This window comes from Lactobacillus sp. CBA3606 (assembly GCF_002970935.1).
GTDB lineage: Bacteria > Bacillota > Bacilli > Lactobacillales > Lactobacillaceae > Lactiplantibacillus.
Genome location: NZ_CP027194.1, coordinates 94,321 through 120,779, shown reverse-complemented (window position 1 = coordinate 120,779; position 26,459 = coordinate 94,321). Strand labels below are relative to the sequence as shown.

The 26,459-nt window shown below is 35.9% G+C and carries 26 protein-coding genes and 1 pseudogene; 1 reads left to right on the top strand and 26 read right to left on the bottom strand.

What is annotated here, in order from left to right; translation table 11 throughout:
• Window positions 1-6 precede the first annotated feature (6 nt).
• The 16 genes from C5Z26_RS00640 to C5Z26_RS00565 all read right to left on the bottom strand — a co-directional run bounded on the left by C5Z26_RS00640 (window position 7) and on the right by C5Z26_RS00565 (window position 16,642).
• Complete coding sequence (locus tag C5Z26_RS00640) at window positions 7-1,116, bottom strand: glycosyltransferase (RefSeq protein ID WP_105448130.1); 1,110 nt, start codon at window positions 1,114-1,116, stop codon at window positions 7-9.
• A gap of 6 nt (window positions 1,117-1,122) precedes the next feature.
• Window positions 1,123-2,172: a glycosyltransferase gene (locus C5Z26_RS00635; protein WP_105448129.1), complete on the bottom strand. Its 1,050-nt coding sequence runs from the start codon at window positions 2,170-2,172 to the stop codon at window positions 1,123-1,125.
• Between the two features lie 23 nt (window positions 2,173-2,195).
• Entirely contained in the window at window positions 2,196-3,113 is a 918-nt protein-coding gene (locus tag C5Z26_RS00630; RefSeq protein ID WP_158682770.1) for a glycosyltransferase family 2 protein, read from the bottom strand.
• A gap of 20 nt (window positions 3,114-3,133) precedes the next feature.
• Complete coding sequence (locus C5Z26_RS00625; protein ID WP_105448127.1) at window positions 3,134-3,910, bottom strand: DUF4422 domain-containing protein; 777 nt, start codon at window positions 3,908-3,910, stop codon at window positions 3,134-3,136.
• A 217-nt stretch (window positions 3,911-4,127) separates the two neighbouring features.
• Window positions 4,128-5,216 (bottom strand): acyltransferase family protein, encoded by a 1,089-nt coding sequence (locus C5Z26_RS00620; RefSeq protein WP_105448126.1) that lies wholly within the window; start codon window positions 5,214-5,216, stop codon window positions 4,128-4,130.
• On the bottom strand, window positions 5,191-6,309 hold the full coding sequence (locus C5Z26_RS00615) for a polysaccharide biosynthesis protein (protein WP_105448125.1): 1,119 nt from the start codon (window positions 6,307-6,309) through the stop codon (window positions 5,191-5,193). Before C5Z26_RS00615 ends, C5Z26_RS00620 begins: the two co-directional genes overlap by 26 nt.
• Complete coding sequence (locus tag C5Z26_RS00610; RefSeq protein WP_234005700.1) at window positions 6,302-7,594, bottom strand: polysaccharide biosynthesis protein; 1,293 nt, start codon at window positions 7,592-7,594, stop codon at window positions 6,302-6,304. Before C5Z26_RS00610 ends, C5Z26_RS00615 begins: the two co-directional genes overlap by 8 nt.
• On the bottom strand, window positions 7,566-8,210 hold the full coding sequence (locus tag C5Z26_RS00605; protein ID WP_105448124.1) for a polysaccharide biosynthesis protein: 645 nt from the start codon (window positions 8,208-8,210) through the stop codon (window positions 7,566-7,568). Before C5Z26_RS00605 ends, C5Z26_RS00610 begins: the two co-directional genes overlap by 29 nt.
• 12 nt (window positions 8,211-8,222) lie before the next feature.
• The gene (locus C5Z26_RS00600; RefSeq protein WP_105448123.1) at window positions 8,223-9,350 is read right to left on the bottom strand and encodes a polysaccharide biosynthesis protein; all 1,128 of its coding nucleotides are present in this window, start codon (window positions 9,348-9,350) and stop codon (window positions 8,223-8,225) included.
• A 63-nt stretch (window positions 9,351-9,413) separates the two neighbouring features.
• The gene (glf, locus tag C5Z26_RS00595) at window positions 9,414-10,535 is read right to left on the bottom strand and encodes a UDP-galactopyranose mutase (RefSeq protein ID WP_105448122.1); all 1,122 of its coding nucleotides are present in this window, start codon (window positions 10,533-10,535) and stop codon (window positions 9,414-9,416) included.
• A 376-nt stretch (window positions 10,536-10,911) separates the two neighbouring features.
• Complete coding sequence (locus C5Z26_RS12560; protein ID WP_234005699.1) at window positions 10,912-11,130, bottom strand: IS3 family transposase; 219 nt, start codon at window positions 11,128-11,130, stop codon at window positions 10,912-10,914.
• A 166-nt stretch (window positions 11,131-11,296) separates the two neighbouring features.
• Complete coding sequence (locus tag C5Z26_RS12765; RefSeq protein WP_158682768.1) at window positions 11,297-11,782, bottom strand: IS3 family transposase; 486 nt, start codon at window positions 11,780-11,782, stop codon at window positions 11,297-11,299.
• 445 nt (window positions 11,783-12,227) lie between these two features.
• Window positions 12,228-13,250, bottom strand: coding sequence for an acyltransferase family protein (locus tag C5Z26_RS00580; RefSeq protein ID WP_105448119.1), 1,023 nt, complete (start codon window positions 13,248-13,250; stop codon window positions 12,228-12,230).
• 90 nt (window positions 13,251-13,340) lie between these two features.
• On the bottom strand, window positions 13,341-14,540 hold the full coding sequence (locus C5Z26_RS00575; protein WP_234005697.1) for a pectate lyase family protein: 1,200 nt from the start codon (window positions 14,538-14,540) through the stop codon (window positions 13,341-13,343).
• 208 nt (window positions 14,541-14,748) lie between these two features.
• Window positions 14,749-15,147, bottom strand: a complete 399-nt coding sequence (gene tagD, locus C5Z26_RS00570) for a glycerol-3-phosphate cytidylyltransferase (RefSeq protein WP_105448118.1) — start codon at window positions 15,145-15,147, stop codon at window positions 14,749-14,751.
• An 82-nt stretch (window positions 15,148-15,229) separates the two neighbouring features.
• Entirely contained in the window at window positions 15,230-16,642 is a 1,413-nt protein-coding gene (locus tag C5Z26_RS00565) for an oligosaccharide flippase family protein (RefSeq protein WP_105448117.1), read from the bottom strand.
• Between the two features lie 199 nt (window positions 16,643-16,841).
• Between C5Z26_RS00565 and C5Z26_RS00560 the strand changes: the two genes are divergently transcribed.
• Window positions 16,842-17,858, top strand: coding sequence for a glycosyltransferase (locus tag C5Z26_RS00560; RefSeq protein WP_105448116.1), 1,017 nt, complete (start codon window positions 16,842-16,844; stop codon window positions 17,856-17,858).
• A 220-nt stretch (window positions 17,859-18,078) separates the two neighbouring features.
• Here the strand turns inward: C5Z26_RS00560 and C5Z26_RS12810 are convergent.
• The 10 genes and pseudogenes from C5Z26_RS12810 to glf (C5Z26_RS00510) all read right to left on the bottom strand — a co-directional run.
• Window positions 18,079-18,198: pseudogene (locus C5Z26_RS12810) on the bottom strand (IS30 family transposase); the annotation flags it as partial.
• Window positions 18,199-18,728: 530 nt separating this feature from the next.
• The gene (locus C5Z26_RS00550) at window positions 18,729-19,586 is read right to left on the bottom strand and encodes a glycosyltransferase family 2 protein (protein WP_105448114.1); all 858 of its coding nucleotides are present in this window, start codon (window positions 19,584-19,586) and stop codon (window positions 18,729-18,731) included.
• Window positions 19,573-20,709, bottom strand: coding sequence for a CDP-glycerol glycerophosphotransferase family protein (locus tag C5Z26_RS00545; RefSeq protein ID WP_105448113.1), 1,137 nt, complete (start codon window positions 20,707-20,709; stop codon window positions 19,573-19,575). The genes C5Z26_RS00550 and C5Z26_RS00545 overlap by 14 nt, the downstream gene beginning before the upstream one ends.
• Before the next feature lie 3 nt (window positions 20,710-20,712).
• Window positions 20,713-21,210: a glycosyltransferase gene (locus C5Z26_RS00540; protein ID WP_105448112.1), complete on the bottom strand. Its 498-nt coding sequence runs from the start codon at window positions 21,208-21,210 to the stop codon at window positions 20,713-20,715.
• Window positions 21,210-21,668 (bottom strand): PssD/Cps14F family polysaccharide biosynthesis glycosyltransferase, encoded by a 459-nt coding sequence (gene pssD / locus C5Z26_RS00535; protein WP_105448111.1) that lies wholly within the window; start codon window positions 21,666-21,668, stop codon window positions 21,210-21,212. Before pssD ends, C5Z26_RS00540 begins: the two co-directional genes overlap by 1 nt.
• Before the next feature lie 6 nt (window positions 21,669-21,674).
• Complete coding sequence (locus C5Z26_RS00530) at window positions 21,675-22,862, bottom strand: hypothetical protein (protein WP_105448110.1); 1,188 nt, start codon at window positions 22,860-22,862, stop codon at window positions 21,675-21,677.
• Window positions 22,863-22,866: 4 nt separating this feature from the next.
• Entirely contained in the window at window positions 22,867-23,880 is a 1,014-nt protein-coding gene (locus C5Z26_RS00525) for a serine hydrolase domain-containing protein (RefSeq protein ID WP_158682764.1), read from the bottom strand.
• A 111-nt stretch (window positions 23,881-23,991) separates the two neighbouring features.
• Window positions 23,992-24,522 carry a hypothetical protein gene (locus C5Z26_RS00520; RefSeq protein WP_105448108.1) on the bottom strand — a complete coding sequence of 177 codons (531 nt, stop codon included), beginning with the start codon at window positions 24,520-24,522 and terminating at the stop codon, window positions 23,992-23,994.
• Window positions 24,523-24,526: 4 nt separating this feature from the next.
• Window positions 24,527-25,186: a Wzz/FepE/Etk N-terminal domain-containing protein gene (locus tag C5Z26_RS00515; RefSeq protein ID WP_105448107.1), complete on the bottom strand. Its 660-nt coding sequence runs from the start codon at window positions 25,184-25,186 to the stop codon at window positions 24,527-24,529.
• A 35-nt stretch (window positions 25,187-25,221) separates the two neighbouring features.
• On the bottom strand, window positions 25,222-26,340 hold the full coding sequence (gene glf, locus C5Z26_RS00510) for a UDP-galactopyranose mutase (RefSeq protein ID WP_105448106.1): 1,119 nt from the start codon (window positions 26,338-26,340) through the stop codon (window positions 25,222-25,224).
• Window positions 26,341-26,459: the final 119 nt, after the last annotated feature.

The window sequence follows — 26,459 nt, the reverse complement described above, 5'->3', positions numbered from 1 at the left end:
GTTTTTTCAAGGTGCTGCTACTGCCATCAGTTGCGTCGAAAGTCGCGTATAATACGCATCCGTGCTTAGCCAAGTCATACTGTCACGAACCTTAGCTCGTTCAAAATCAACTTGACCATCAATGAAGTCTTGTAAAATAGTCGTTAACCGCACACTATCCCCCATCGGGTACAAGAAGCCATTTGTTCCCGACTGAATCAAATCAGCCGGACCAGTCGGACAATCACTGGCGACTGCTGGAATTCCCCGAATTAAAGACTCAATTAAGCCCATCGGTAATCCTTCAAATTTCGAGGTTAACACGCTACAACTGATATCCGTTAACCTTGGCCAAGGTGCAGCTTGCCAGCCTAATAACTTAACTTTATCAGTTAAATGTGCTTGCTGAATAAACTGCTTAACCGTTTCGTCATCATCACCGGACCCAATGACCTTTAATTGCCACGGTCCATGTAACTTTGGTAAGACGTTAAATAACTCTTGTAGATTTTTTTGCTGCTGCCACTGAATCCGACCAATATATAGGAACGTCACCGGCGTTGTTGCCTGCCGTATCGGTACCAGTGGCACATCCAAATTAATCGGATTATAAATTACCGTGATTCGTTGGCGCTGAATCCCTAAGTCCATTAGTTGCTGCTGAATGCCACGGCTAATTGCTAAATGGTAATCGGCGTACTTTAGTAAACCTGTTGAAACCACGTCCCCGCCAACTAACGAAAAATGTACCCATGAAATGACCGTATACGACTTATGCCACAAACGTTTCACCTGGGCCGCCAAATAAACTAAGCGGGTACTCATACAGATGATTTCATCTGCTTGTGACTGGCGTAAGAAATTCATAATTCGCAGCACATTGGCCGCCTTTTTAAAGGTGGATTGTTGTTCCAATTTCGGATCATTTAACACTTGATGCCGATTCACAAAGCGCCGTAAAAAGTCCTTGTTTCCCAAGCCCTGACTAAAATAGACCTGTAGCTTAATCTGGGAATCCTGATTATAATGATTAACCACGGCAGTCAAGACAGTTTCCATACCCCCATGGCCGGTTAGATACGGTGCCATCACGACGGCAGTGATCGATTTTCGTTTGGATTGAACCTTAGCTGTCAAATTAAGTCACCTAACTTCATCTGGAATAGCGGTTACCTGTGCTAAAGCTTGCTCAACTGCGGTAACCGTATATGTGCCGGCTCGTAGCTGGGCTCCGACTTTAGCCACTTGTCCCTGCATCGTGTGATACTCATCGGCCGTGACTGTTGCTAACTTAGCCGGTAATTCTGATAACCCTGAAATCACTAGGCCAACTTGCTGTGTCGTGACAAAATCAGCAATTGCAGCCACCGCTGGCACAATCACCGGTAACCCCGATGACAAGTACAACGAGACTTTATGCGGATTATTATACTTTAAATATTGACCAGCCAAACCAGTTAGTTCATCCGGTGTGCCACCATCCCAGACCAAGCCAAACCCATCTGGTAAGCGGTCTTTTAAGTCATCCGGGGGAAAGATCCCTTGATAATGTAAATTAGCTTGTTCAAATTGCCGTTGGTTATCCAACATGCCAAACAAAAATAATTGATACGCATCAGTACTTGGTAACTGATACAAAAATGACGATTTATTCAAATTACCTGCAAAAGAAATTTGATTTTGATCTGGCTGTACCCGTGGCGTGTGCCGTGGCGCCTGCAAATAATCATAAATTTTTAGCGTAATCATGGGTAACGTTAACCCATGGGCTGTGAGTAATCGACTCATGGCTTGATTAGGCGAAATTAAAACTGTCCCCATATTTAATAACCGCGTGACCCATTCAAGATTTTTATACCGTGGTAAATTAGCGACCCGGAGTACATCCACGTCATGTAACAAGATAATGATTTTAACGTTTTTTTGCCCTAATTGCTTAAATAACCGTTTTTCCCAGAAATGACCAAAATACGTCGGATACTGGATTAATAAGACATCTCCAGCCTCAACTTGGGCACAGATCTGATTGACCACGTGCTGACCTTGTAACTTTTCCAGTTTAGACCGGAATTGAACTTGCTTAATTTCTTTAAACTGTAATTGGTTTAATAAAATTGTCGTCACATCAGCCTTAGCTTTGCTACCGGCATTATTTTTCTCATCGTAAACCACATTCAAGACGAACTTATTCATTACACTCACCCATATCCCTATCTTTATTTCGGCATATAATCATGATTAGCCCCCATCTTATGCCGAAAGCCGTCCAGAACACCACTCGTTGTCACCCGTAATGCTGCACCGCGTTGCCCGCGATACCGTCGGCCATCACGGATAATTTCAATCCCGCGCTCAACAATTTGCCCCATGGCCCATAAATTAGCGCCAAGGCGATGCCGACCAAGTTCGCGCACGGTTACTGTCCGATTGCGGAACCAATAATACTCTTTCCAATTCTGTTGGTACCCTTCATCCGATCGTGGTTTGTCGGTATGATGGACTAATACCGCTGGTGACACGTTCAAAATTTCTGAATTTTTCCGTAAGCGAATTGAATATTCAATATCATCCCACCAAATAAAGAAATCTTGCCGTGGCATCCCCGTTTTAATCATTAAATCAAAGTTTATCACACAACCACAAAAGGTAAATAAATCGATGAAAAAATCATGCTGATAATCTAATTCCGGCACGGCTTGCGCATCAAAATGCGTCCAATTTTTCAATCGTTGCCGTTGATCTAATTGCTTCGTCCCATCCACAAATTCAACCGTCCCCGCAAAAGCTTTAATAGTTGGATGTTGCTTGGCAGCTTGGGCGATTTTTTCAAAATAATCAGGTTCAAAAATAGCGTCATCATCTGATAGTGACACCCAATCAGCAGTCGTCCGATAACGCTTCGCCACTTTAATCCCCTGGTAAAACCCACCGGCACCCCCGACATTCTGTGGTAACCGAATATAGTGTAACTGCTCATCTTGATAGTTCGCCATCATTGCAGCCGTCCCATCGGTTGAAGCGTTATCCACCACAATAATCTGCTGTGGTGGCAAACTTTGATTACACAGACTTTCAATGGCTTGCTTTAATAGCGCTTGCCGATTAAAAGTCACAATTACTGACACATATTTCATTTCGATTAGGTCTCCAATCATTAAAAATGAGTGCGCTTTTTGGCGTTCGGTAAAAATTTTCGTTTTAATAAATTAAATCCTTTTGCCACTAATTGTTGTTTTTCCATATACATCACTGGAACTTCGGCACAGGAAATCTGATTCTTATGCAACCACACATCTAGTAATAATTCTGACAAATAACCGAATACCCGAGCCTCAACCGCATCATAGTCCGAAATATCGATTGCTGCGTCCACTGCAAACAGAATTGAAAATAACCATTGCGCATAGGCATCAAAATCTTTAGCTGGCATAATCATCATGTTAAACATATGGGCCGAGGTCCGATGCATCACCGTGTCGTAACTGGACAAATAAGCCGGACAGAGCTTTGCAATCACGACGCGAGCTTCATCGAGTGGTGCCGCCTGATGGGCATGAATATAATGTGAATAATTCGATTCAATATAGTAATGCCGCTTTTTAGGGACAATGACTGTCCGATCATGTAATAACCGATCAATTTCCGTCTGGGTCAGAATACCAGTTAACCGATCTTTCGGTGTCAACGCTAAATAACGCCGGTACTGCATGAGCCCCTTTACTTCAGCATGGCAATTCTTCCAAATCCAATAAAGCGCCGTTAATTCGTTATAATTTGGATTTTTAGCTGAAATATTATCGCCGGTATTGTCTGCTTGATAGCCCATTGGTAACGTCCCATTAATATCCGCCCCAACGAATATTGGTTGATAGGTTTTATCAATTGGCATTTGGTAGTTTTTATGTGCTGCCACAAATATTTTAGTTGTCATAGTGTCCCCATTCTTTTGACTACGTTTTTATTAATCATGATGTATTCCCCAATAATTATCAAAGAAAAGCGGTGTTGCCATAGCATTAAACTGCTAAAAGGCTAAATTAAAAAAGTGGTTTAACTTACAATGTTCGTAGCGAATTTAAACTTTTTGATATACCAATTCATTTCAGTGTTGTACATAGTCACACAGACCCGATCAGTCTGTGTTTCCGTTAATCTTTAACCATTTTCCGCCGTAAATTAAGGGTAAATGGATATTGCCGCATTAAATAACAACTCCGGATAACAGGCACTTTCGGCACCAAGAACATTGCAATGGTCACAAAACCAATCCGATATAAGATTGTGACCACTGTGGCTCCGCCAGCCCCCATTAACAAGCTAGCCCGATGATATAGATGCCCCTCAATCCCAATCACGTTCAAATCAATCAGATGAAAACAGAGAATAATTAATGAGAGACGGCCATACTGTTCGAGTAACTTTAAACCAGGACGGCCATCAAACTGTGCTAGCCATGCACTCACTTTAAAAATACAGAGACTGCCTGCGATGCCGCCCCCAAAACTTAATAATAAGTTGGGCGAATTCGGTACATTCAGATTAAAGTACCCCGATTTCGCACTGATCACCCACAACAGGATGAACCCAACATAGTGCCAAAATTTAAGCCAGTCCAAAATGTGATACTGCTTAATTAAAAAGCCCGCATATAAAAATGATTGCGCAAATAATGCCGCATTCAAGGCCCACGGTAAATAGATGACCTGTCCTAATCGACCGCCTAAAACGGTTAATCCAACCACCCAACTTAAACGAACCACCACGGGATAACGCATCCGTTCAGCAAATCGCATACCACCATTAAAAAACTGCATGGCAAGAAACATACTCAACAAAAACCACAGTGCCCCAAGTGGTTGGACGGTTAATTGCCATGGTGCGAAGACGGCCGATCCCGCACCGTATAAAATCGAAATGACACCCGCCTTGGTTGACGTAAAATACCCCATAATCAACGGATTAGCTGGCAATTGTAGGGCCACCATGCTGATTAATAGCACTAAAACACTGGTGATGGCGTAAGGTACTAATAAATTCAAACTGCCATTTTTCAATTCTCGCCGTAGTGGCCGCTGATGATATAAGTAGCCACTCAAGACAAAGAAAATTGGCATGTGAAAAGTAAAAATCAAACTGCCAAGAAAGCCACCGGTATAAGGGCCTAACGTGTGCCCCACGATGACTGCTAAAATGGCAATGCCGCGGGCAATATCAATCCATTGAATCCTTGATTTCATTATTGTGGGCCTCCGTAAAGTCCATGAAAATGCTTGGAAACAGCTTGGTAATACCTGCAATGTGACTTAATACCATTGCAACTAAATAACTTATTAAAATCGTGGTCAGCACCCAAATTAGACTACCAATAAAAGGCCCCAGATACGGCGTTAAACCCATTAAGATTACTTTTAACGGTGCCAGCACGACCCCTGTAATCAATAAAACACCATAACTCAGGCGTAAAAAATTAGTTGGACGTAACCGATGCTGCGTACTGAATGGTCGATTTAAAATAAACGTTTCAATCGTGATAAAGAAAGTTAGGCAAGGAATCGCTTGAAAAGTTTGCGTAAAGTTTTGTGTGGCAATGACACCGAAATCACCTTCAAGTACTGATTGATACAGTGTAACGGCAATCATAATTGTGTAACAAACTAGTGATAAAATCCACGCAATGAGTAGTTGTTCCCGGGTAATCTTACGCACAAAATCCGTATGGACTAACCAATACCCCATTAAGGGGAAGAATGCCCCACCCTGTAACGCAACCGGGATATTAATATAAATACTCGATAGCCCCAATAAATACCCCACTACTGGGAAAACGCCCACAAAAATCAATTCGACAATCACTAAATATTTGATTGTCATCGCATCAGCATGCTTAGCAACTACTCTCAAAATCGGTAGTGTGACAAAGAACGCAATAATGCCATACAGCGTATCATACGTACTGAACGGCCCCTGAACGAGCTCTGAGAGAAAGGTTGCCGAATTAAAATGATGCAATTGTTGCGTTGTGGCTAACCCATAAACGTAATAAATTAACGAAAATAAGGTAATCCCACCAATGATAGTGATAATATAGCGGACCAAGCGGGCAAAAGAATAATTCGTCTGCTTTAATTGATAAGCACCTAGCGCCATTAACAATAGGTCAGGCCCCGCCGCAACTAACATGGTCACCACCATTTGTGGATAAAATCCCAATTTAGTTGGTTGTAAAGCGAAAGCAAACAAACCATCACTTCCCGTACTAGCAAGCAGGATTAGAAAGATTGCCAATAAAACTACGGTGTACTGTAACCAATAAAATTGTCGCCTACTCATAGTGCCTCCTAAAATTTGGTTGCCGTTGCGACTTGCCCTGTTCAGTTGCCACATTTGTACGAGTTGATTGCGTCACGACTTGCCTTTCAAATGCTGGACCAATCTGTGTCTGATAACGAGGTAAAATCGCAAAGAACGCCAGAATAAAGATATTGTAAGTCACCTCCAATAAGTGTTGATCGAAACCACTACTAAAGGCAATAGCGACAAAGATAATGGGGAGCAAGTAGTCGTTAGCTTTACTACGCTGATAGAGGAAAAAGCTCGTCCCAATCACAATAACTAACGTCAGTAAGACCCCATACGCAATCAACATATTCAAATAAGAAGAATCAATATAGAAATAGGTTAAATCGCCAATGCCATTTTTAAACGTGGCTACGCGAGACCCACCCCAACCATTCACATAAATTGGCGATTGCCCCAGTAATTTAAATCCATAGGCTAAAATTGCGTTGTTGCCCAGTGATAACCGTGATGAAAACAACGTATTTAATTTCAGAAAAATACGCTCGTGATAGTTAAAGCCGGCCGACAACTGCACAATCACCACACTCATAATTGGCATCGCTAAAAACGCATAGCGTAGGATCACGGCGATGAACCAACGCTGATTTAATTGACGCCGATAAATGTAAATGACGTACAATCCTAGTAAAATTAGCATTGCTAAGACATCGGTTAACGTCTTAGTAAATAGGTAAATAACCATTAACGCTAACCCCACCGGCAACAAATCAATCAGTCGAAAAGCTTTGGCCCGCAAATATAAATAAGCACAACTCAAGTAAAAAATATGGGCCGCAAAATCGGTCGTATACACCACCCCAAAAGACTGCCGGACACCATCGCTGGTCGCAAACGTAATATTGGCAATTAACCCCAATTCGGCTGCAATAAAGGCAACCAATAAAATGGTCCCTACAATCATCAGGTACAACTTAAGAATTTGTCTAAAAGAGACTTGGCGGGCGCCCATGGCTAATAACACCGTTGTCATTAAGTAATGCGCCCCAGATGTGAGGGCTACCACCACGATCAATCCTAATAGACTAAGCTGTTGTATCACTTGACCACTGGTTAAGTCATCAAATCCAACAATTTTGACAAGCATGATTGCAATCGTGCCTAACTGAATCACCGAACCAACAATCTGCGGGTAATACGCATTAAACGTCGTCGTTTGAATGGTGACCGAAATCAAGTAAGCAGCTAGGGTGATGAGATATAAATTCTCTGGTTTTAGGAGGCGGCTGTTAGCGACTTGTTTTTTTATTTTTTGCATGCCACCCACCTTTCTCGCCAGTGAGATACGCACTGACGTACGGCACCAATAGTGCCAAGATAAGACCCACAATTAATGAGAATTTATAAACTGAGCCTGAGATTCTATTAGGTTCAAAAATCACTGCCCGAGTCGTTGACCTGATTCGATACCGTTTTAAGTGCCGTAACGACTTCGTCACCGCATAATCAAACGCCGCCGCATTTTGCTGGGCAATCGGTTTAGACGTACTTGAAACTGATAGCCGTAACACGGGTTGCTGATGACGAGCCACGGCTTGAACGGACTCGCTTAAGTCACCAACTGGTTGCCAAATGCCAAACCGCATATAAGCATACTCACTAGCAGTATACAAAACATCCGGTTGACGTGGCATAACATTGAATTGAGTAACATTTTTAATGTCTTGGCGATGCATTTTTTGACGTTGCTGCTGCGTTTGCCGCTTAGTGGTGGTCTGTTGAATGCTAATATCAACTCGGGCCGTATATACCGGCTTAGCTACTGTCTGATTAACCAGCCAACCACTACCAAGACTAAGTAGTAAGACGAATAACTCGATTGGTAACCACTTCCAAGCCAGTCGTAATCGCGCTTTAGGTTTATAGACTAACATTCGCATTCCTCACTAATACTCATGATTAACGACCTCAAATCGATACCATGGAAAATCGGTTATCAGGTTACGTTGCCGCCCAGTCGGCTTAAAATTGGCCATTAAATCCCGATAAACCGGCCCTGACTGGACGCCTTGACGATTAATCACGTTGTAAACCAAGCGATACCCATTTTTGCGTTTAGGCAACAAGGCTACTGAATTAACCGTCACTTTAGCCGGCCGTTTAACCCGCTTCACTAATTTAAAAGGCGCCGTTAGTTTTTTCGCCTGATAAATATTAAAATATCGTTTGGTCGCCTGAACAGTATAAATCCGCTGATTACGCTGATTCATGGTAAATGTAGCGGGTTTGATGGTCGATTTCAGGTTAAGTGATTGCCAGTTAGCAACCGTTAACCGGGCCGACTTAACTCGCCCAGCATAATACTGACGCTTCCCCGAACGGCGACTTTTACCAGTTACCACTAACGTTGCCGCCCCAGTCTTGGCGGGCATCGTCGCAACGACCTGACCATCCTTAAACACCGCATTACTAAAAGTCGTGGTGCTTTGATGCCAATCAACAAAATTCGTGGTCATGTAGGTCTTGGCGCCATCAAATAAATACAAGTGTTGCTGTATATAGATCATGACTGGCTTAGCCAACTGAGTTTTAGGATAACTAATCGGTAATTTGGTCCAAGTCTGCCCATCATGACTTGTACTAAGGCGTGCCACGGTGTTTTTATTGTTCACCTTAACCAGTTGACGCCCATTTAGCACTGGCTGATTGACTGATTGAGTCTCAACACTCAGATATTTAGCTGTCGCTAACCGATGCTGAATCTGCGTTTGGCTTAAAGTCGACTTATAGGTTAAATGCACCACTTGATTCTGCCGGGGTAACCGCGTAGATAACGGATTAGTCGTGGTTAATTCATAGCCACTAAGCGTTGCCTTAAACAGATTGCGATGCCCGGCTTTCCCCACCAACTTGATAGGTGACGGCGATACAATCGGCGTACCATTCTCATCATTTTGATAAATTTGAATGACGGTATCTTGTCCCTTTTGAATACTAATTGCATAGATTGAATAACCTAAGATTGCGATGAATCCAAGCATGCCAACAATAATTACTGCTAATCTCTTTTTCATATAACCCCCATCAGAAGAAAATTGACCTCAATTTCTGTAGGTGTTTTTCTACTTTATGCCGATTTAATTCAATTCGGCCGCCACAGTCACTAGTGCAGCGTGTATGACTTGGTGCATGTCATAATACCGATATTGCCCTAAGCGTCCACCAAAAATGACGTGGCCTTCTTGTTTGGCTAACGCCGCATATTGCTTATACAACGTATTATTTCGAGTATTATTTACCGGATAATAAGGTTCATCACCCCGTTGCCAATCGGCGGGATATTCCCGGGTAATCACGGTCTTATCTTGATTCCCTTTGCCGAATTCAAAGTGCTTGTGCTCAATAATCCGCGTATATGGCGTTTCGGCGTCCGTATAATTAACCACCGCATTACCTTGATAGTTATCAACGGGCAACGTTTCACTTTCAAAGCGCAAAGAACGATAAGCTAACTCCCCTAATTGATAGTCGAAATATTGATCAATCATGCCGGTAAAGATCACTTTTGGTGCCATTTTTAGATAATCAGCCTTTTGCGCAAAGAAATCGACCCCTGTTTCAACGTCAATCTCGGGATGAGCTAACATTTTTTCAACGATTTGCGTATAGCCACCAACAGGAATCCCCTGGTAAGTGTCATTGAAATAATTATTGTCATAGGTATAGCGTACAGGTAAACGTCGAATAATAAATGCCGGTAAATCGGTTGCTTTTTGCCCCCATTGCTTTTCGGTATATCCTTTGATTAACTTCTGATAAATATCGGTTCCAATCAACGCAATGGCTTGTTCTTCCAAATTCTTAGGTTGCCCGCTAGCTTGAACCGCCGCTTTTTGAGCTTCAATCTTTGCCTTGGCTTCCGCGGGAGTACGCACCCCCCACAACTTACTGAAGGTATTCATATTGAATGGCAAGTTATACATTTGTCCGTGATAATTCGCAATCGGACTGTTTGTATACCGATTGAACGTCGCAAACTGATTCACATAGTCCCAGATACTTTGATCTGACGTATGAAAAATGTGAGCGCCATACTGATGAACCTGAATGCCGGCAATTTCTTTCGTATAAATATTACCGGCAACGTGATCACGCTTTTCAATCACCTTAACGTGCTTGCCACGCAGCGCAGCTTCATGCGCAAAGACGGCCCCAAACAATCCAGCCCCCACGACAAGATAGTCATATTTCTTATTCATATTGGTTTCCCCCAAATAGACTTTTATCGTGATATTATATCAAAGAAATGCACGAAAAGAAGCCATTTACATGCGGGTATCCCTGTTACGACGGCTTTTTGCTGGTTGTTTTAATTAACTTTACTTTCTTGAATAATGAAATAATAATATTTGCTTTTTTGAAAATCAGGAAATGATTTGTAGACATAGTATGTATTTTTAGCTGATGTGATTTGGATAATATTTTTGGCATGGATGATGGCGTGATGTAATTATTTATGGGTAGAAAAAAATTAAAAAATATCCCCCCAAAACAGTTGTTGGTAATCTAAACTGATAAATATCGGTTCTCTGTCAACTGTTGTTTGAAGTGAACCCTTAAAGTTGGACACAGAATTTACGCTGCTTGCTGGATGGCGAGTTCCCGGTATTCTTCCGGAGACTTGCCGTCCATTTTTATTTTGATTCGCCGTTTATTGTAGAAGTTAATCCAGTCAGTCATGGCTTGAATCAGGTCTTCTTTGTTCTCAAAATGTTCATCCATGACTTCGACTTTCATGATGTGGAAAAATGATTCAACCACCGCATTATCTAGGCACGTTGCTTTGCGCGACATACTTTGAAAGACGCGATGTTCTTTGAGTGTTTCCCGCCAAAGTTTATGTTGGTATTGGAAACCTTGATCTGTATGGACCGTCGTTCGATACCCTAACTTGGGTAATCCCGCTAAGACTTCTTTAAGCGGTTTTAAGGCGAACTTGACTGTTGGATGATCACTGATGTTAAAAAGCTAAGACTTCATCTGAAAAAAGGTCAATGACTGGTTCTAAATAGATCCGTTCATTTTGACTCATACCACCGTATCGAAATTCGCTGACATCTATGACGAGTTTTTGATAAGGGCGGTCCGTTTTAAATCTTCGATTTAATCGGTTTGGCGAAACTTTTCCAATGGTGCCTTTGTACGAATTGTACTTCCGTTTTTGCCGATTGTATGCTAAACAAAGCCAATCATGCTCACGCATTATGCGTAAAACTCGCTTATGATTCACGGTAAATCCATGTTCCTGTAAAGCTTCAGTTAGTCGTCGGTAACCATACTTCTTAGTGTATTTAGCGTCTTCCTGCCGGATCTCATCGATTCGACAATCAGCTAGCCTTTCATGCTGCTGATGTGCTCGTGCGTAATAGTACGTACTTCTTATAACCTTGACTACTCTGAGTAGAAGTTTGATGGGAACTTGAAAGACTTGCCTTAACTCGGTCACTATTTATGAGATTTCTTGTTTTATGTTTAGCCATAGTTTTAGGGTTTCCTCGCCTTCGTTCAAGGCCAGCGATTTCATGCTCCTTGAAGCGCTTCTCCCATTGCCAGATAACGCTTGACGAAGATAGATTGAAGTGTAGCACTGTTGCCGGAAACGTGGCCTGGTGTTGTTTTATCCGGTTTAATACAGTAACTTTGAACTGACTAGAATATTCTGCCTTACAATGTTTTAACTTCAATCCGTCTACACCGTATCTCTGGAAGCGACTAACCCAAAGAAGGATGGTTATTTCCTTGCTGATGCGCTGATGTCATGTTTTTTTGCCAATGAAGTTGACCCGATGCCACTCAAATATTCGGTGACAACTATAATCCTAAATTAAACTTAACCATAGTAAAACCCCCAAGGTTGGATTTTTTGTCCAACCTTGGGGGTTTACTTCAAACTACTTTTTTAAAACTAAGTTTTTAATACGCATATATGCCAAATAAAAAATCCAACTTAAAAATATTGTTACGAGAAAACAAAAATATAGTGAAATCGGATTTTCATTAACTATCCCACGTGAAAAGTACTGTATTAAATAGATTTCATATGAAATTACTCCTAAATATTTAAATAAGCCATTTGAAAATAAAGGATAAGCAATGCAAGAAATTCTAATCAAAACAATTGCCAGCGGAACAATAGTAAACAACGATAAAACATTATTCAATAAATTTGGCCAAGAAGAAAAAATATCTGATACATTTGTCAAAACATTTACCCCTAAGCTAAATATGGCCAATCCACCAAATAGTACATGACTTTTCCATGAGCGTTCAATAAAAATAGATTCCACATTTTTATAATAATCATAAAAAATCACGCCCAGTGGAAAAGCATACATTTGTCGTGCAAGTAAAGACGTCGCACTCGGTATAATAAAATAATACGAAACTATTACAAACCAAATTGTAAAACTAGTAAATAACATTAAGTAAAACTTTTTTTTACTAAGCTTAAATCTTACAGTTAAAAATTTGAGACACCAATAAATAACATAAACTATTAATATGTATGGTATGTACCAGTTAGCTCTAATAAATATTAAAATTTCAATAACAACCTTCATGTTAAAATTTGAATTTAACAATACTCCTGCCAACAAATACACTATCCAATACGGAATTATTACAGCAATTATTCGCTTTTTCCAGTAGTGTGCTAACCCATTCTTATTGAACGAGGCTTCCAATCCATAACCAGAACAAATTAAAAACAAGGTAACACCAATTCCAGCAATCCATTGAATACTATAAAAATGATACGCTAAGCCAATATGTCCCCACAACACTGTTAGAATTGCTATACCTTTTAAAAGCGTTGTGTGATTTCTCGAAAAGAATATCAATCGATCATGTGTAACTGTCGCACTAACTATTCCAACCAATATTAACACCAACGTGAAGACTAAAAAATTTTTCAATTAACATTCCTCCATACTCTTTATAGCCCGATTGATCCCAGTATATACAGACTTGGGACGTATTAAATGTACATTTTCTTGTTGTAATTACTATCTAGTAATTACATCTAATATTTTATTATTTTTTTGTATAGTTCCCCTGTTACCTCCGTTAATAAATACAGAATTTCTCCAATCTGAGATCACCTCATTATTATTCACATAAGATTGACGAAAAGGATTATTCTGTCGAATAGATTGAATGATAATATACTGTCGGGTAGGATTAATGTTAGAAAAAGTATTTCCAGCAATATATATCCCACTCATCTTGTATGTCTTTAACGGATTATGAACCCTAATATAACTCGCTGGACCAGCTGCAACTGTATTGCTAAAATTATTATTAAAGATAAATATATTCGATGCACCTTCAAAATTCACTATTCCTGTTTGCATTTGACGCCGAGGAATACTATTCACAACCTCATTATTATCAAAATGCACATCATGGACTATTCCCGCCTTCGCATTATTGTAAATAATATGCTCACCTATAGGATTTGGTGCATAATACTTTATTTTGTTTTTTTTCATAATCGGCAAGAATTGGTTATCATTTATATAAATATTGTATGATGGTAAATCATCATATTTATCATCACGCAATATATAGGACATAGCTTTTTTATTAGAATAATCAATTTGTATAGCTTCCTTATAATCACTCTTAGAAATAAAATTAAACCCTATAAAACTAGACCGTTTTACACTAATATTCCGACTACCACCAATATCCAAAACATGCCCTTCAGGGTTCTCAGAATTATAAAACACACATTTATCGAATGAAATGTTCTGAGCATGATTCATGCTCTGAACAAACGAACTTTGACCATTAATATCTGATCCTCTAAAAGTAGCATTCGTCCAACTAATATTATTAATTCCCCCATCATATCCATTAGCTGGACTAGGGTACGAAAAACTCAATAATTGATTATCATATATCACAAATTCGGCTCCGTTTTCAAATTTAAAGTGCAAATTTGAATGCAAGACTATTGCACCACTGTTAAAACAATACACACCTCGAGGAATATAAATTGTTGTCTGACCATTTCTATGTTGATCAATGATTTTTTGCAGTGATTTATTATTATCTACCTTTTCATCAGTTGACATACCCTCATTTTGAACATTGATAAATGAATCTGCTAATGCACATACATTCATAATAATAACGTATCCCCAAAAAACAATCGCACCTAATATAACTCTACGAACCAATTTCAAACAATCAGTATTCATCGTTCACTTCTCCCAAAACATGAAAATGTTACATATAACTTTTTGTTTCTGTAAATTTTGATTATATTATTTTTAATTTAGTTCCAAAATAAAAAACATCTAAACAAAAAAGTAAAACATCATTGAATTTTAGATATAACCAATGAAGTGACTTTTCGTCGTGATGTAAAAATAGTTTAAAACATGCCCCATGTAAAAGGCATACTATTTAATTAGTCGATTTCATTCCCAAATCAGTCTTTATTTTTGTTGATGAAATCCCCTCAGTACGTGGCAAATATACAACTTTGCAATAATCTTTTAGAAAATCAAACTTGCCTTTCCAATCATCACCCATTACAAAAATATCAATGTCATTATCTACAACATCTCCAATTTTTTGATCCCAATTGTTTTCAGGAATAACTTCATCAACATAACGAACTGCTTCTAAAATATATCTCCTGTCCTCAAATGAAGTATATGCTCGTTTTCCTTTCAATGCGTTAAATTCATCAGTAGACACACATACCGTTAAATGATCTCCTAATGCCTTAGCACGCTTCAATAAACGAATATGTCCCTTATGAAGTAGATCAAACGTGCCATACGTAATTACCTTTTTCAATTATTATTCCCCTGAAAAATAAAATTAATTTTGTTATTAATAATTATAGTATATCATCCTTTTACTTTATCTTATAGTAAATTTAATGTCTTAACTTTTTTAAGTTTTTAAATATACTTGGTTGTAAAATAAACAACATCCCTACATAAAATAAGATTCCCATCATAATCTGCATAGCCAGGCTAACTGATGAAATTTTCATTGAAGCATTCAAAAAATAAACCGGTATAAACATGGTAACACCTGCAATCACATACTTATATAAGTTAGTAAACAATCTACTAAATTTTAACGACGAGTGGACTTTATATAATTGATAAGAAGTTACAGTCAATTCTGACACCATTGTAGCAATCATCGCTCCATATACACCTAAATTCAAAATCAATGGCACATTAATAATAATGTTCACAAGTGCTCCCAAAACAACTGATATAGTATATGTTCTAGTTTTCTTAGTAGGTAACAGGAATTGCTGCCCAATGACATTACTCAATCCAATCAATACAATAACTGGAGACTCAAGCATTAACAACTTATTAACTAGCGTAAACTTTTCACCAAAGAACCAGGGGGCTAACGCCGTTGCGAGAGATGCTACCCCAAATGCCATCGGTATTGATATTGATAACACAAAATCAAACGATGTATACAAGTATTCCTTAACTTGATGCATTTTCTTTTTAGCATATAAATTTGCAATATGTGGTAACATAACCGTCCCTGTTGAAGTAACAATAGCCAATACTAATTTAATCAATTTATCTGAATAGTCATAGTAGCCTGAGGCTGTAACTGAATCTAGTTTCCACAACATTGTTTTATTAACAGCTAAGTAAACAGTAATGGCCACTTGTGGAATAAACAGCGAAAGTGACGGTTTTAGATGACGAAATATTTTCAAACTATAAAGTTTCGGCGCATAAACCATCCTAGGTAAATATGGCCATAATGTAACATTTCCTAACAACTGTGAAACAGATAAAATCAAAATATAGATTCCAACATCATTTTTTGTTTTAACAAACGTAAAAATAGCTAATAGTGATAACAGCTTTACAATCATATTACGAATAACAGTTTTTTTGAAATCTTCCAATCCCATAAAAAACCAAGAAATATCAAAAGCACCTGCAATAATATAAAAAGACTGGTAAAAAAAGTAAATTTTTAGTTGATTTTGAAAATAAAGAAATACACAAAAAGCAAGATACGCAAGTGTAATCATAAGGATCTGCAGAAACTCAATTTCCCAAAAAGTTTGTGACCTCTTCTGCCTATTTTCTCGAATAAAAGCAATTTCACGATTGCCATAAATTGTTATCCCAACAGTACCAGCAAGTAAAAAATATGTAATAACAGAATTAGTAGTTGCATTAATTCCAACACCTGTTGGTCCAAGCACACGTGAAATGTACGGTACTGTCAATAATGGTGTTAGTAAAATTAATATATTATAGCCAACATTATATAAGTAATTTTTAACTATTTTCATATTTTTCCCCACTAATATTTAAATTAAAAAAATAACACATAACTTATATTTTAGCATATCGACAACCGAAAAACTATCTTTCAAAAAAATCCAGAAATTTCTATTTAGATAGACTTATTTATACTCCCCTATATTAATACTGTTCAACTTTGATATAATGTTTAAGTAGTTAAAAAATTAATAGGAGTTATATACTAGAATGACAAAACATGTCTTAAATATAATTAGAACCCAAACATCAAATAGTGGGTTAAGCAAGCCCAAAAATGATATCAACCGTATTTTATCCAATAATGGTTACAATACAATTCAAACATCATTATTGACCGGAAAAAAACAAAAACTTCTAAAATCATTACCTGCTATTAAAAATTTGCTTAAACAATTAACTGCAGATGATAAGTTAGTTATTCAATACCCTACATACATGGGGACATTGTTTGATATCACACTATTAAATGCACTCCGTCACAAACACATTTATACTATTGCATTAATACACGATATTGATGCCCTTCGCTTTAAACAGCCATTTGGTAAAGGATTAAAATACGAAATTCACTTGCTCAATAAATTAGATACCGTGATTTCACCAAACGATACCATGACTAAGTTATTGAAAAATAATGGTTTAAAAACTAATTGCTCTAACTTGAATATTTTTGATTACCTTACAGAAATCGATGTAACTACAAAAGAAATTGAATACTCTCACAATATTTATTTTACTGGTAATTTAAATAAATCTAAATTTATTTTCAAACTACAAAATACTGATAATTCCACATTCAAGTTATTTGGCCCCCTAGATCAAAATCGAGATAAAGTTGAAACTATGTACCAAGGTAGTTTACCTTCAGACGAACTGCTGAAAAAAGTAAATAATGGTTTTGGACTGATATGGGATGGCCCTGACGCCAAAATTTCTGATAAAAATGATGTCTCTTTTGGAAATTATCTTTTGTATAATAATCCTTATAAATTATCATTCTATCTAGCTGCCGGTATTCCCGTTATAATATGGGATAAGGCTGCAGAAGCAACATTTGTAACCTCGAATCATTTGGGATACACAATATCATCTATTAATGATATTGATCAGTTAATGACGTCCATAACCACCAACGACTATTTTAAAATAATAGATAATGTCCGTAACATTCAAAATAAGTTAGTTAATGGTACTTTTACTACCAACGTATTTAATAATCTTTAAAGACTTAACCCATATTTTTTAGATATCTTACACTAGTTATCCCTTTGCAGATACCTAAATTTTCAATCATATATAGCTGTCTCAAACCCTTCAAACTATAAAATAGATTCTATAATCCTGTTTTGCCAGTAAATAAGACGATACTTGTTTACTGGCAATTTTTTATACTTTTAAAATAAGATACAATATCCATAAAAGAAATATGACGAATTATCAAATTCAAACACAACTTTTTACCAAAGAAAACCTCACTTGAACTTTTCCAATCCAATACCTTGCGTGAATGATTATTTAAGTCCGTTCTGGACGCAACGATTTCTTGATCATTAAGACCATGCAATCATCAAGAATCAGGATCGATTATATCTCGATTCATAAGTGGCCAAATTACATCAATAATCATAAACGAATTGTCCATTGAGAGTTAGACACTGTCCAAGGTGAAATTAGCAGTGAAATATTGTCCAATAGAAGTTAAAATATCGTCCTAAAAGGATTCTAGCATATTGTATACCATCGGAGCCTTTGTTCAAGAAAGTGTTACACTTGGTTTGACAATTCGCCATCAAAATAAAAGTTCCCTAAAGTTTGACAGACGAATTATACTTTTTCATCTGTCAAACTTTAGGAAACTATAACACAACAAAATCAATTAATTATTATTTTTCACTTATAAAACAAGAACAAGTTTAACTTCCATCTATTTCAGTAAATACAATCCATTCAAAAATATGAACTTAACCGGATTGCAGTTAACAGCAAGCAACATTTTCACTTTCTTAATACCATGATAATTTTTATTAATTAGTAAAGAACTTACAGGGAAAGATCGATACGCTCTGTTTAATTCTTCATATTTATGTTTAAACGCTAACCCCCCCGTTTACGAAAAGTGTTAGTAATAACTCTATTCAGCGTATCTAAATTAATAGCATCTACTACTTGTTCTCGTTCTGCTTCAGAATTAGCCAGTGAAGCAACAATTTTTTCAAGTTGCGGTTTTTGCATAATGAAATTCTGTAATCGATTTGAATTATACTTCTGCATGATAGAATCATTAGACTCTAAATCATAAGTATATAAAACTGTATTAATGAATGCGGTCAACGGTTTCAACTGAATAATATCTAATACAAATTGAAAATCTTCACCGACAGATAGATTCTTAAATCTAATACTTTTGATAAATTCCTTTTTGACTACCTTATTATACATTGTTGGTAAAAGATTGTTTTTGAGTAATGTATTAAATATACTTGCATCAATTATAGTCGATTTCATCTCAGGAACTTGATTAATGCTAACAATTTTTCCAGCAAAATTGACATTCTTTTTGCTAAAAATAATTAAGTCATCTCTAAAATGACCCGATTGAGCTTTTGCATAAACCGTCGTTAATAAATGACTACTTACTTTATCATCTGAATCCAAGAATAGTACATAATCACCACTCGTTTTTTCGAAACCTGCATTACGTGCACTACTAACACCCTTATTAACTTGTGAAAAAAAGTTAATATTAGTATATTTCTGAGCATATTCTCGAACAATAGATTCTGTTTCATCTATTGAACCATCATCGATGATGATTAACTCAAAGTCATTAAAATTTTGAGTTTCTAAAGATAAGATAATATTCCCAATTGTTTTAGCCGCATTGTACGCTGGAATCACAATTGAAATAAAAGGTATCCTTTTCATGGAACCATTCCTTTCAAATTCCGACAAAATCTAGTAATTCCTTAATACCACTCGAACCATTAGCATAAAAATCATTTAATTTTCCATGTCTTAACGTGATAAATTCATCTTTATTAGCAGAGAAATCAGAAATTGCTTTTTTAAATTGATTCATATTTTCCACGATTTCCCCAGCAACAAATTGATTAATGGTAAAATTAAAGCCACGTGAATTCGAATAGCTCTCACGATCATTCATCACGTAAAAAATCGGTCTATCTAAGAGCAAATAATCAATTGAAATAGATGAATAGTCAGTAATCAATGCATCAGTTCTCGCTAAAAACTTGTATAAATCCGTATTTCTTTCAAATAACCATGTGTCATTAATAAAAGTTATATTTTTTAAATTTCGTGGAATATTAATTGTATCTTGTAAAGGGTGTAATTTGATATACATACAGATGTTTTTTGTACCTAAAAAATCGTCAAATGATTCAAAGTCCTTTGAATCAGAGAAAAGTGGAATTATTTCGTCTGAATCACCATTGCTTGATGCTAACTTTGTAGACTTACGATACGTTGGTAGCCATGCAATTGTTTTTCTATTGTTAACCCTTCTGGTATCTATTTTGATAAAAGGTTCATTACGTGGTGCATTAGCAATCATGATTTTACTTGGGTTTATATCAAACGATTGCTGTAAAACCGATGAAAAGAAATCTGAGTACGACAGTAAATAATCAAAGTAATTCAAATCTCGAGACATACCTGATTCTAACCGACCGATTTTTTTTATGGGCATACCGTGCCACAAATTAATCACTTTTTGTCCTCTAGCAGATCTAATTGGAATTCCACCAAAACAATAGAAAAAATATTTTGAAGTCAAAAAATATTTTAAAATTTTCACTTTGCTCTTTATAAAAATAATATTCTTGGATGCTATCTCATCTAGTCCATAAAAATCATTTGAAGCACAGATAATCTCATATTCTTTATCATAACTATTATCGATTAAATAATCATAAAGATATCTTACATTATCTCGGAATCCCCAATTTGAGTATAGAACAATACGCTTTTTCTTTGCTATTAAGTGATTGACCATACCACCTAAGAAACTAAAAAGTTTAATGAAGCTTTCATTATGCTTGATATTTTTTAACATTATCTATTTCTCCATCATCTTTACGACAATCTTAGTTAATTCATTATTGAACTCAGTATTATGCCACTTTACTGGATTGATAGCAGAATGCTTATTGATAACACGAAAAATCGTATCACTTAAATTATCTATTTCATACACTGGAAATAATGCATCTTTATATTGAGGCGCCAACCTGCGTAAAAATTCTACTTGGTGATTGTTAACATGTTCTTCAAATTTCAACATTCTAGGTACAACAATTACTGGTTTATTATGTTTTAAAGCAGCTAAAAAGCTAGATGGACCACCATGGGTAATAATGACACTTGCTTTCAGCATGTATTCATCCATTGCTTGAGGACTAATAAAATCATACGATTTCGCAAAATTACATTCATATGTTGAATATCCAGACTGAATAACGACCTCCTCATCCGGATGCTGTTTCTGATAATCATCCATATATTTGACTAACCTATTGAACTGTTGTTCATGCGTACCGACTGTTACAAAAAGCATTAATAGATACTCCCTAAATTTTTTGCCTTGGGATATATTTTCTTCATTTCATCCCATTGAACGATAAACTCATCAGATATTGGATAAACTAATTTACCTGTAATAGTGGGGCGATCGATACGATCAAATACTTCAATGTAAATAATCTTAGCTCCCATCAACTTACCAAAATAACAAAACGGCACCGCAACCGCAGCACCTGAAGAAATAATTACCTTTGGTCGTTCTTTCCAGAGTAATTTAATAGCAAGAAATGTATTTCTAATTAAATTATGAATATTTCGATTAGTTGGAAAATAACAATGATAGACTCGCTCATTTGATAACAAATCATTTGCATCTTCTTTATCAAAAGTTACCCAAAAACGATCATAATTTTCCCACGTTGATTTCAGTTTATACAAATGCGTTAGATGACCACCACTAGATCCGACTAAACATATTTTATTTTTTTGCATCTTCACTTACTCCTCTATGAATCTAAAAAAATTTTGGCTTCTATATTTAACAATTCGATATAAACTATGATAATCGTCAGTATCCATCAACATATAAAAAATAAAAACATTGCAGACACTCATAAGCGATTGTTCCCACATCACTTGAATGGACATAATAACCAATAAAACAAAAATAGTATACTCATTTTTCATTAATAATATGGCCATTGTTATCATATACAAAGTCAATACAAAAACAAATAGTACCACCCCATATCGTAGTAGCAAGCGTAAGTATGATGAATCAATAAAGAAATAATTGTTGGTTGCTATTTGTGTTCCTCCACCATTACCATTTTCGATGGTTTTTTGACCAAATAATTTTATCGGATACCGAAAAATTGCTATATTAGATAATTGTAGGCGACTGGATAAAATATCATTCAATCTACTCATTATAGTGTTTGAAGCATCATAATTAACCGCCAGACTATAAACTCCTAAACTTAATATCGGCATTAGAAACACCATCAAATCCCTGAGCACAGTAAATCTAATTTTTACTTTCCACTTTCCTAACAATAATGTGATAACAATTAATAAGATGAATACTGTATCATTTCTGGCATTCAGATACCAATAACACACCGTTGCCAAGACTACCATACTAATTATTTCAAAATATTTAATTGTTTTATATTTTAAGCAAGCAACTGCTACACATAATGAAAACAACTGTGCAGATAATATTGTGGGTTGAATACTTCCAAATGCATGCCTTTCCACCCCACCACGAATGAATACCAAATCTTGTATTATACCAACTTGGCTTAATATAAAAATAGCACTTGTCATTACTATGGAAATTACAACATATTCTTGCAATATTTTCTTTCGTTTTATTCCTTGCGAAGTAAAAATCAAAATACCAATTCCTATAATTACCACATCACGAGAAGTATAATAACTAACTAACGTACAAAACAAAAAGAGTGAACATAACCATAAGACTTTTTCGTCAATTTGAAAACCCATAAATACATAAACAAAAAACGCCAATACATTAAAAACTGCCATGTATTTCGCCAGTTCAGGTATCATCGTATTTAACATGGAATAGTTGATAAACCATGCTACCAAATTAACACCATAAAGACCCAGAAAAAACTTTTCTTGCCTATTCTTTCTTTCATCAAGTAATACCTGATCCATTATTTTAATCTCCTAAATTACTATAATAACTTTCAGCAGCCTTTTTTGCGTTATAAGAATCAGGCTTAGAAGTTATGTTATAGACTAGACCAGTATTATTCAAATGCTGTACAATTAAGTAGCTCTCATAGCCTTGGTTTTTATTGGACGCAACATATACTCCATTCCTGATTGAAGTTGGACCATATATTTTTTTGTATGCTGTATCAAACGTAGCACGTAGTTTAGAGTCCGCATATTTATCCACAGACTTATCTAATAATACATACATGTTTGTCGTACTCATACATAAATCATCTAATCCAAAAACAAAATCACTATTATCATATGGATTATTATAGTCAACAGAACTTCCATCCCGATGATATGGAATAGCTAATTGCGCATTAATCTCATCCGTTGAGACAAATGAGGTCTGATTCATACCATTCTTTAATAAAACTTGCTTCTGAGCAAAATCGATATAACGTTCTCCGCTGACACGCTGAATAATCATCGCAAGTAATAGATAATTTATATTCAAGCTATCGGTACCTTGCTCAAACAAATTTTTTTTCAATTTAAATTGGGCAAGCAAATCATAATAATCCTTATTTATAACAATCTTTTTTGAAGCATAAATATTCTTATTATTGGTTAACAAACTATTTACACTTACATCTGAAATTTTTGAATTCTTAAGCTCTGGAATAAGTTTTCCTATTGTATCAGTTAGTGCCAATTTATTTGAATTATTCAATTGTAAAACTAAATCTATTGTTAATAATTTTTGTAAACTTGCTACCCGAAATTGCGTTTTTCCTGACCAATTCACACCTTTTTTTGCCACTCCATTAGCCGTTTGTACTCTAACAGCACCTTTATTCACAGCCATGATATAGGAATTAACACGTTTACGCTTCATTAATGCTAAGTATTTATTTTGAAATGAAACGTAATCTTTACTAGCACCATACATATTCGAATTTTTCAAACCTGACACATTCAAAGTTCGAGTCGCTGAAACAGAATTTTCCACCTGCGATATTGTCCTTTGGCTACGAAATAATCGTGCACTAATACAAAAAAACACCGTGAAAACAATTATGCCTATAATAGAAAATATCTTCTTTTTAATAGAACTCACTCCCTACTTTATAGCAACGTAACCAATTATTTTGCTAAAATCATCGATCATCCGAAGTTGTTTACGCATTCTATGTTTATCACCGTTTTCCTTAGTAACAAGTAAAACATTCTTTACATTCGCAACTAACAAGCTGAAATTCTGTTCGTCTAAATCGCTTGAAATATCAACAATAATTTTGTCAAAATTCATACTATTATCAAAAATATTACGCAACTTTTTTTCGGGATTAATTGAATTAAGTCTCATCATGAATAATTGATTTATTTTTGATCTATAGAGTGCTTCGTTTTCATTTTTTTCGAAACCAAACGCATTCGCATATTTTTCACTTTCTCCAGTTTCAACTAGTAATACTTTTTCTTGCTTATTAATCCAATACAAAACCAAATTTGCTGTTACAACAGCTCGTGTCTCCTCAGCCTCAGGAGAACATACTAATAATTTATTATTATTTTTTTTGGCTAACTTCAAATCTATTTTTTCAGAAATCGATGTTATTTCATTTTTAAATTTATTATTATCATTACCCATAGATTTAACTCCTTGTTTGCTGAGTTTCCTTACTATTTAGCTCCACACTACCTAAATATTCAATGCCAAAAACATCATTTAAATATTGACTGGTCATTTTTTTACCATAAAACTCCTTTAAAAAAATCAGTAATAGCGAAAGGACTAAACCAATTGCGCCAGAAATAAAAATGACTTTTTTTAAACTTTTCTTTACTGGCTTAGCATCAGAAGAACTTTTTGAAACAATTGCTAAACTCACGTTATTCTGATATTTACCAACAAAGTTAATTAAATTTTGAGCTACTTGAGTAGCAGCATATGGTGCAAATTTAGGGTTTTCAGTCACAACTGTTAATGAAAATATAGGTGAATTAACTGAAGATTCAATTGACATGCTACTAATTTTTGAATTACTAAAAACTGAAGCGATGTTTTTCTGCTTTAATGCAGTGTTTAGCTCCGTTTTAAATGATTGTAAATTAAGCACCTGATCATAAACACTTATTTTGGATGTATCATTATCCGTCTGTAGAAACTGTACATTTGACTTGTATTCTGGCTTTTCAACAAAGGAAGTCCATCCAATTCCTGCTACAACTGCAACACAGGTAACCCCCACAAGTAAGATACTATGTCTGATAATAATCCGTATTATATTCCGTAATTTAATTCTTAATTCCATTAGTTCTCCTCTAAATTTAATTAGCCAAAATTATCTTATAGTTCTGTTTGAGACAACTTCAAAGCGGCTAAGATTACCTGATGCATATCATAATATCGGTATTGCCCCAAGCGTCCACCAAAAATAACATTACTTTCCTTTTTAGCCAACTCAGTATATCGCTTATAAAGTGTATTATTTCGGCTATTATTTACTGGATAATATGGCTCGTCCCCACGTTTCCAGTTTGCTGGATACTCGCGGGTAATAATAGTCTTATTTTTATCACCTTTACCAAATTCAAAATGCTTATGTTCAATAATCCGAGTATACGGCGTTTCAGAATCAGTATAATTAATGACCGCATTTCCTTGATAATTATCGACATCTAACTTTTCAGTTTCAAATCGTAGTGATCGATATTCTAATTCACCTAATTGATAATTAAAATATTGATCAATCATCCCAGTAAAGATAATCTTAGGAAAGTTCGCCAAATACCTGTCCTTATCAGTAAAGAAGTCGATACCAGTTTCAATATCTATTTGTGGATGATCTAACATTTTTTCAACAATTTGGGTGTATCCACCAATTGGAATTCCTTGATAAGTGTCATTGAAATAATTATTATCATATGTGTAACGTACTGGTAAGCGACGAATAATGAAAGCTGGTAAATCAGTAGCTTTCTGTCCCCATTGTTTCTCAGTATAGCCCTTAATCAGTTTTTCATAAACATCAGTACCGATTAGAGAAATCGCCTGTTCTTCAAGATTTTTAGGCTGTCCTTCAAGTTTAGCAGCATCTTTCTGATCTAAAATCTTAGCTTTAGCCTCAGCCGGTGTTCTAACTCCCCACAACTCATTAAAAGTATTCATATTAAAAGGTAAATTGTACATTTTACCCTTATAGTTAGCTACTGGACTATTTGTGTACCGATTAAATTCCGCAAATTGGTTGACATAATCCCATATTTTTTTATCTGAAGTGTGAAAAATATGCGCGCCAAATTGATGAACCTGAATACCATCAATTTCTTTCGTATAAATATTACCGGCAATATGATTACGTTTATCAATCACCTTAACCTTCTTACCTTTTAGTGCGGCCTCATGTGCAAAAACAGCACCAAATAAACCGGCTCCAACAATTAAATAATCATATTTTTTTTCCAAATTGACTTCCTCCAAAATTAAAGACTATTATTTTAGTATTATATCAGAAAAATATTAAAAATGAAGTTTAGCACAGGATAATAATACTTTAATTCCAATTAGATTTATAAATTTAAATC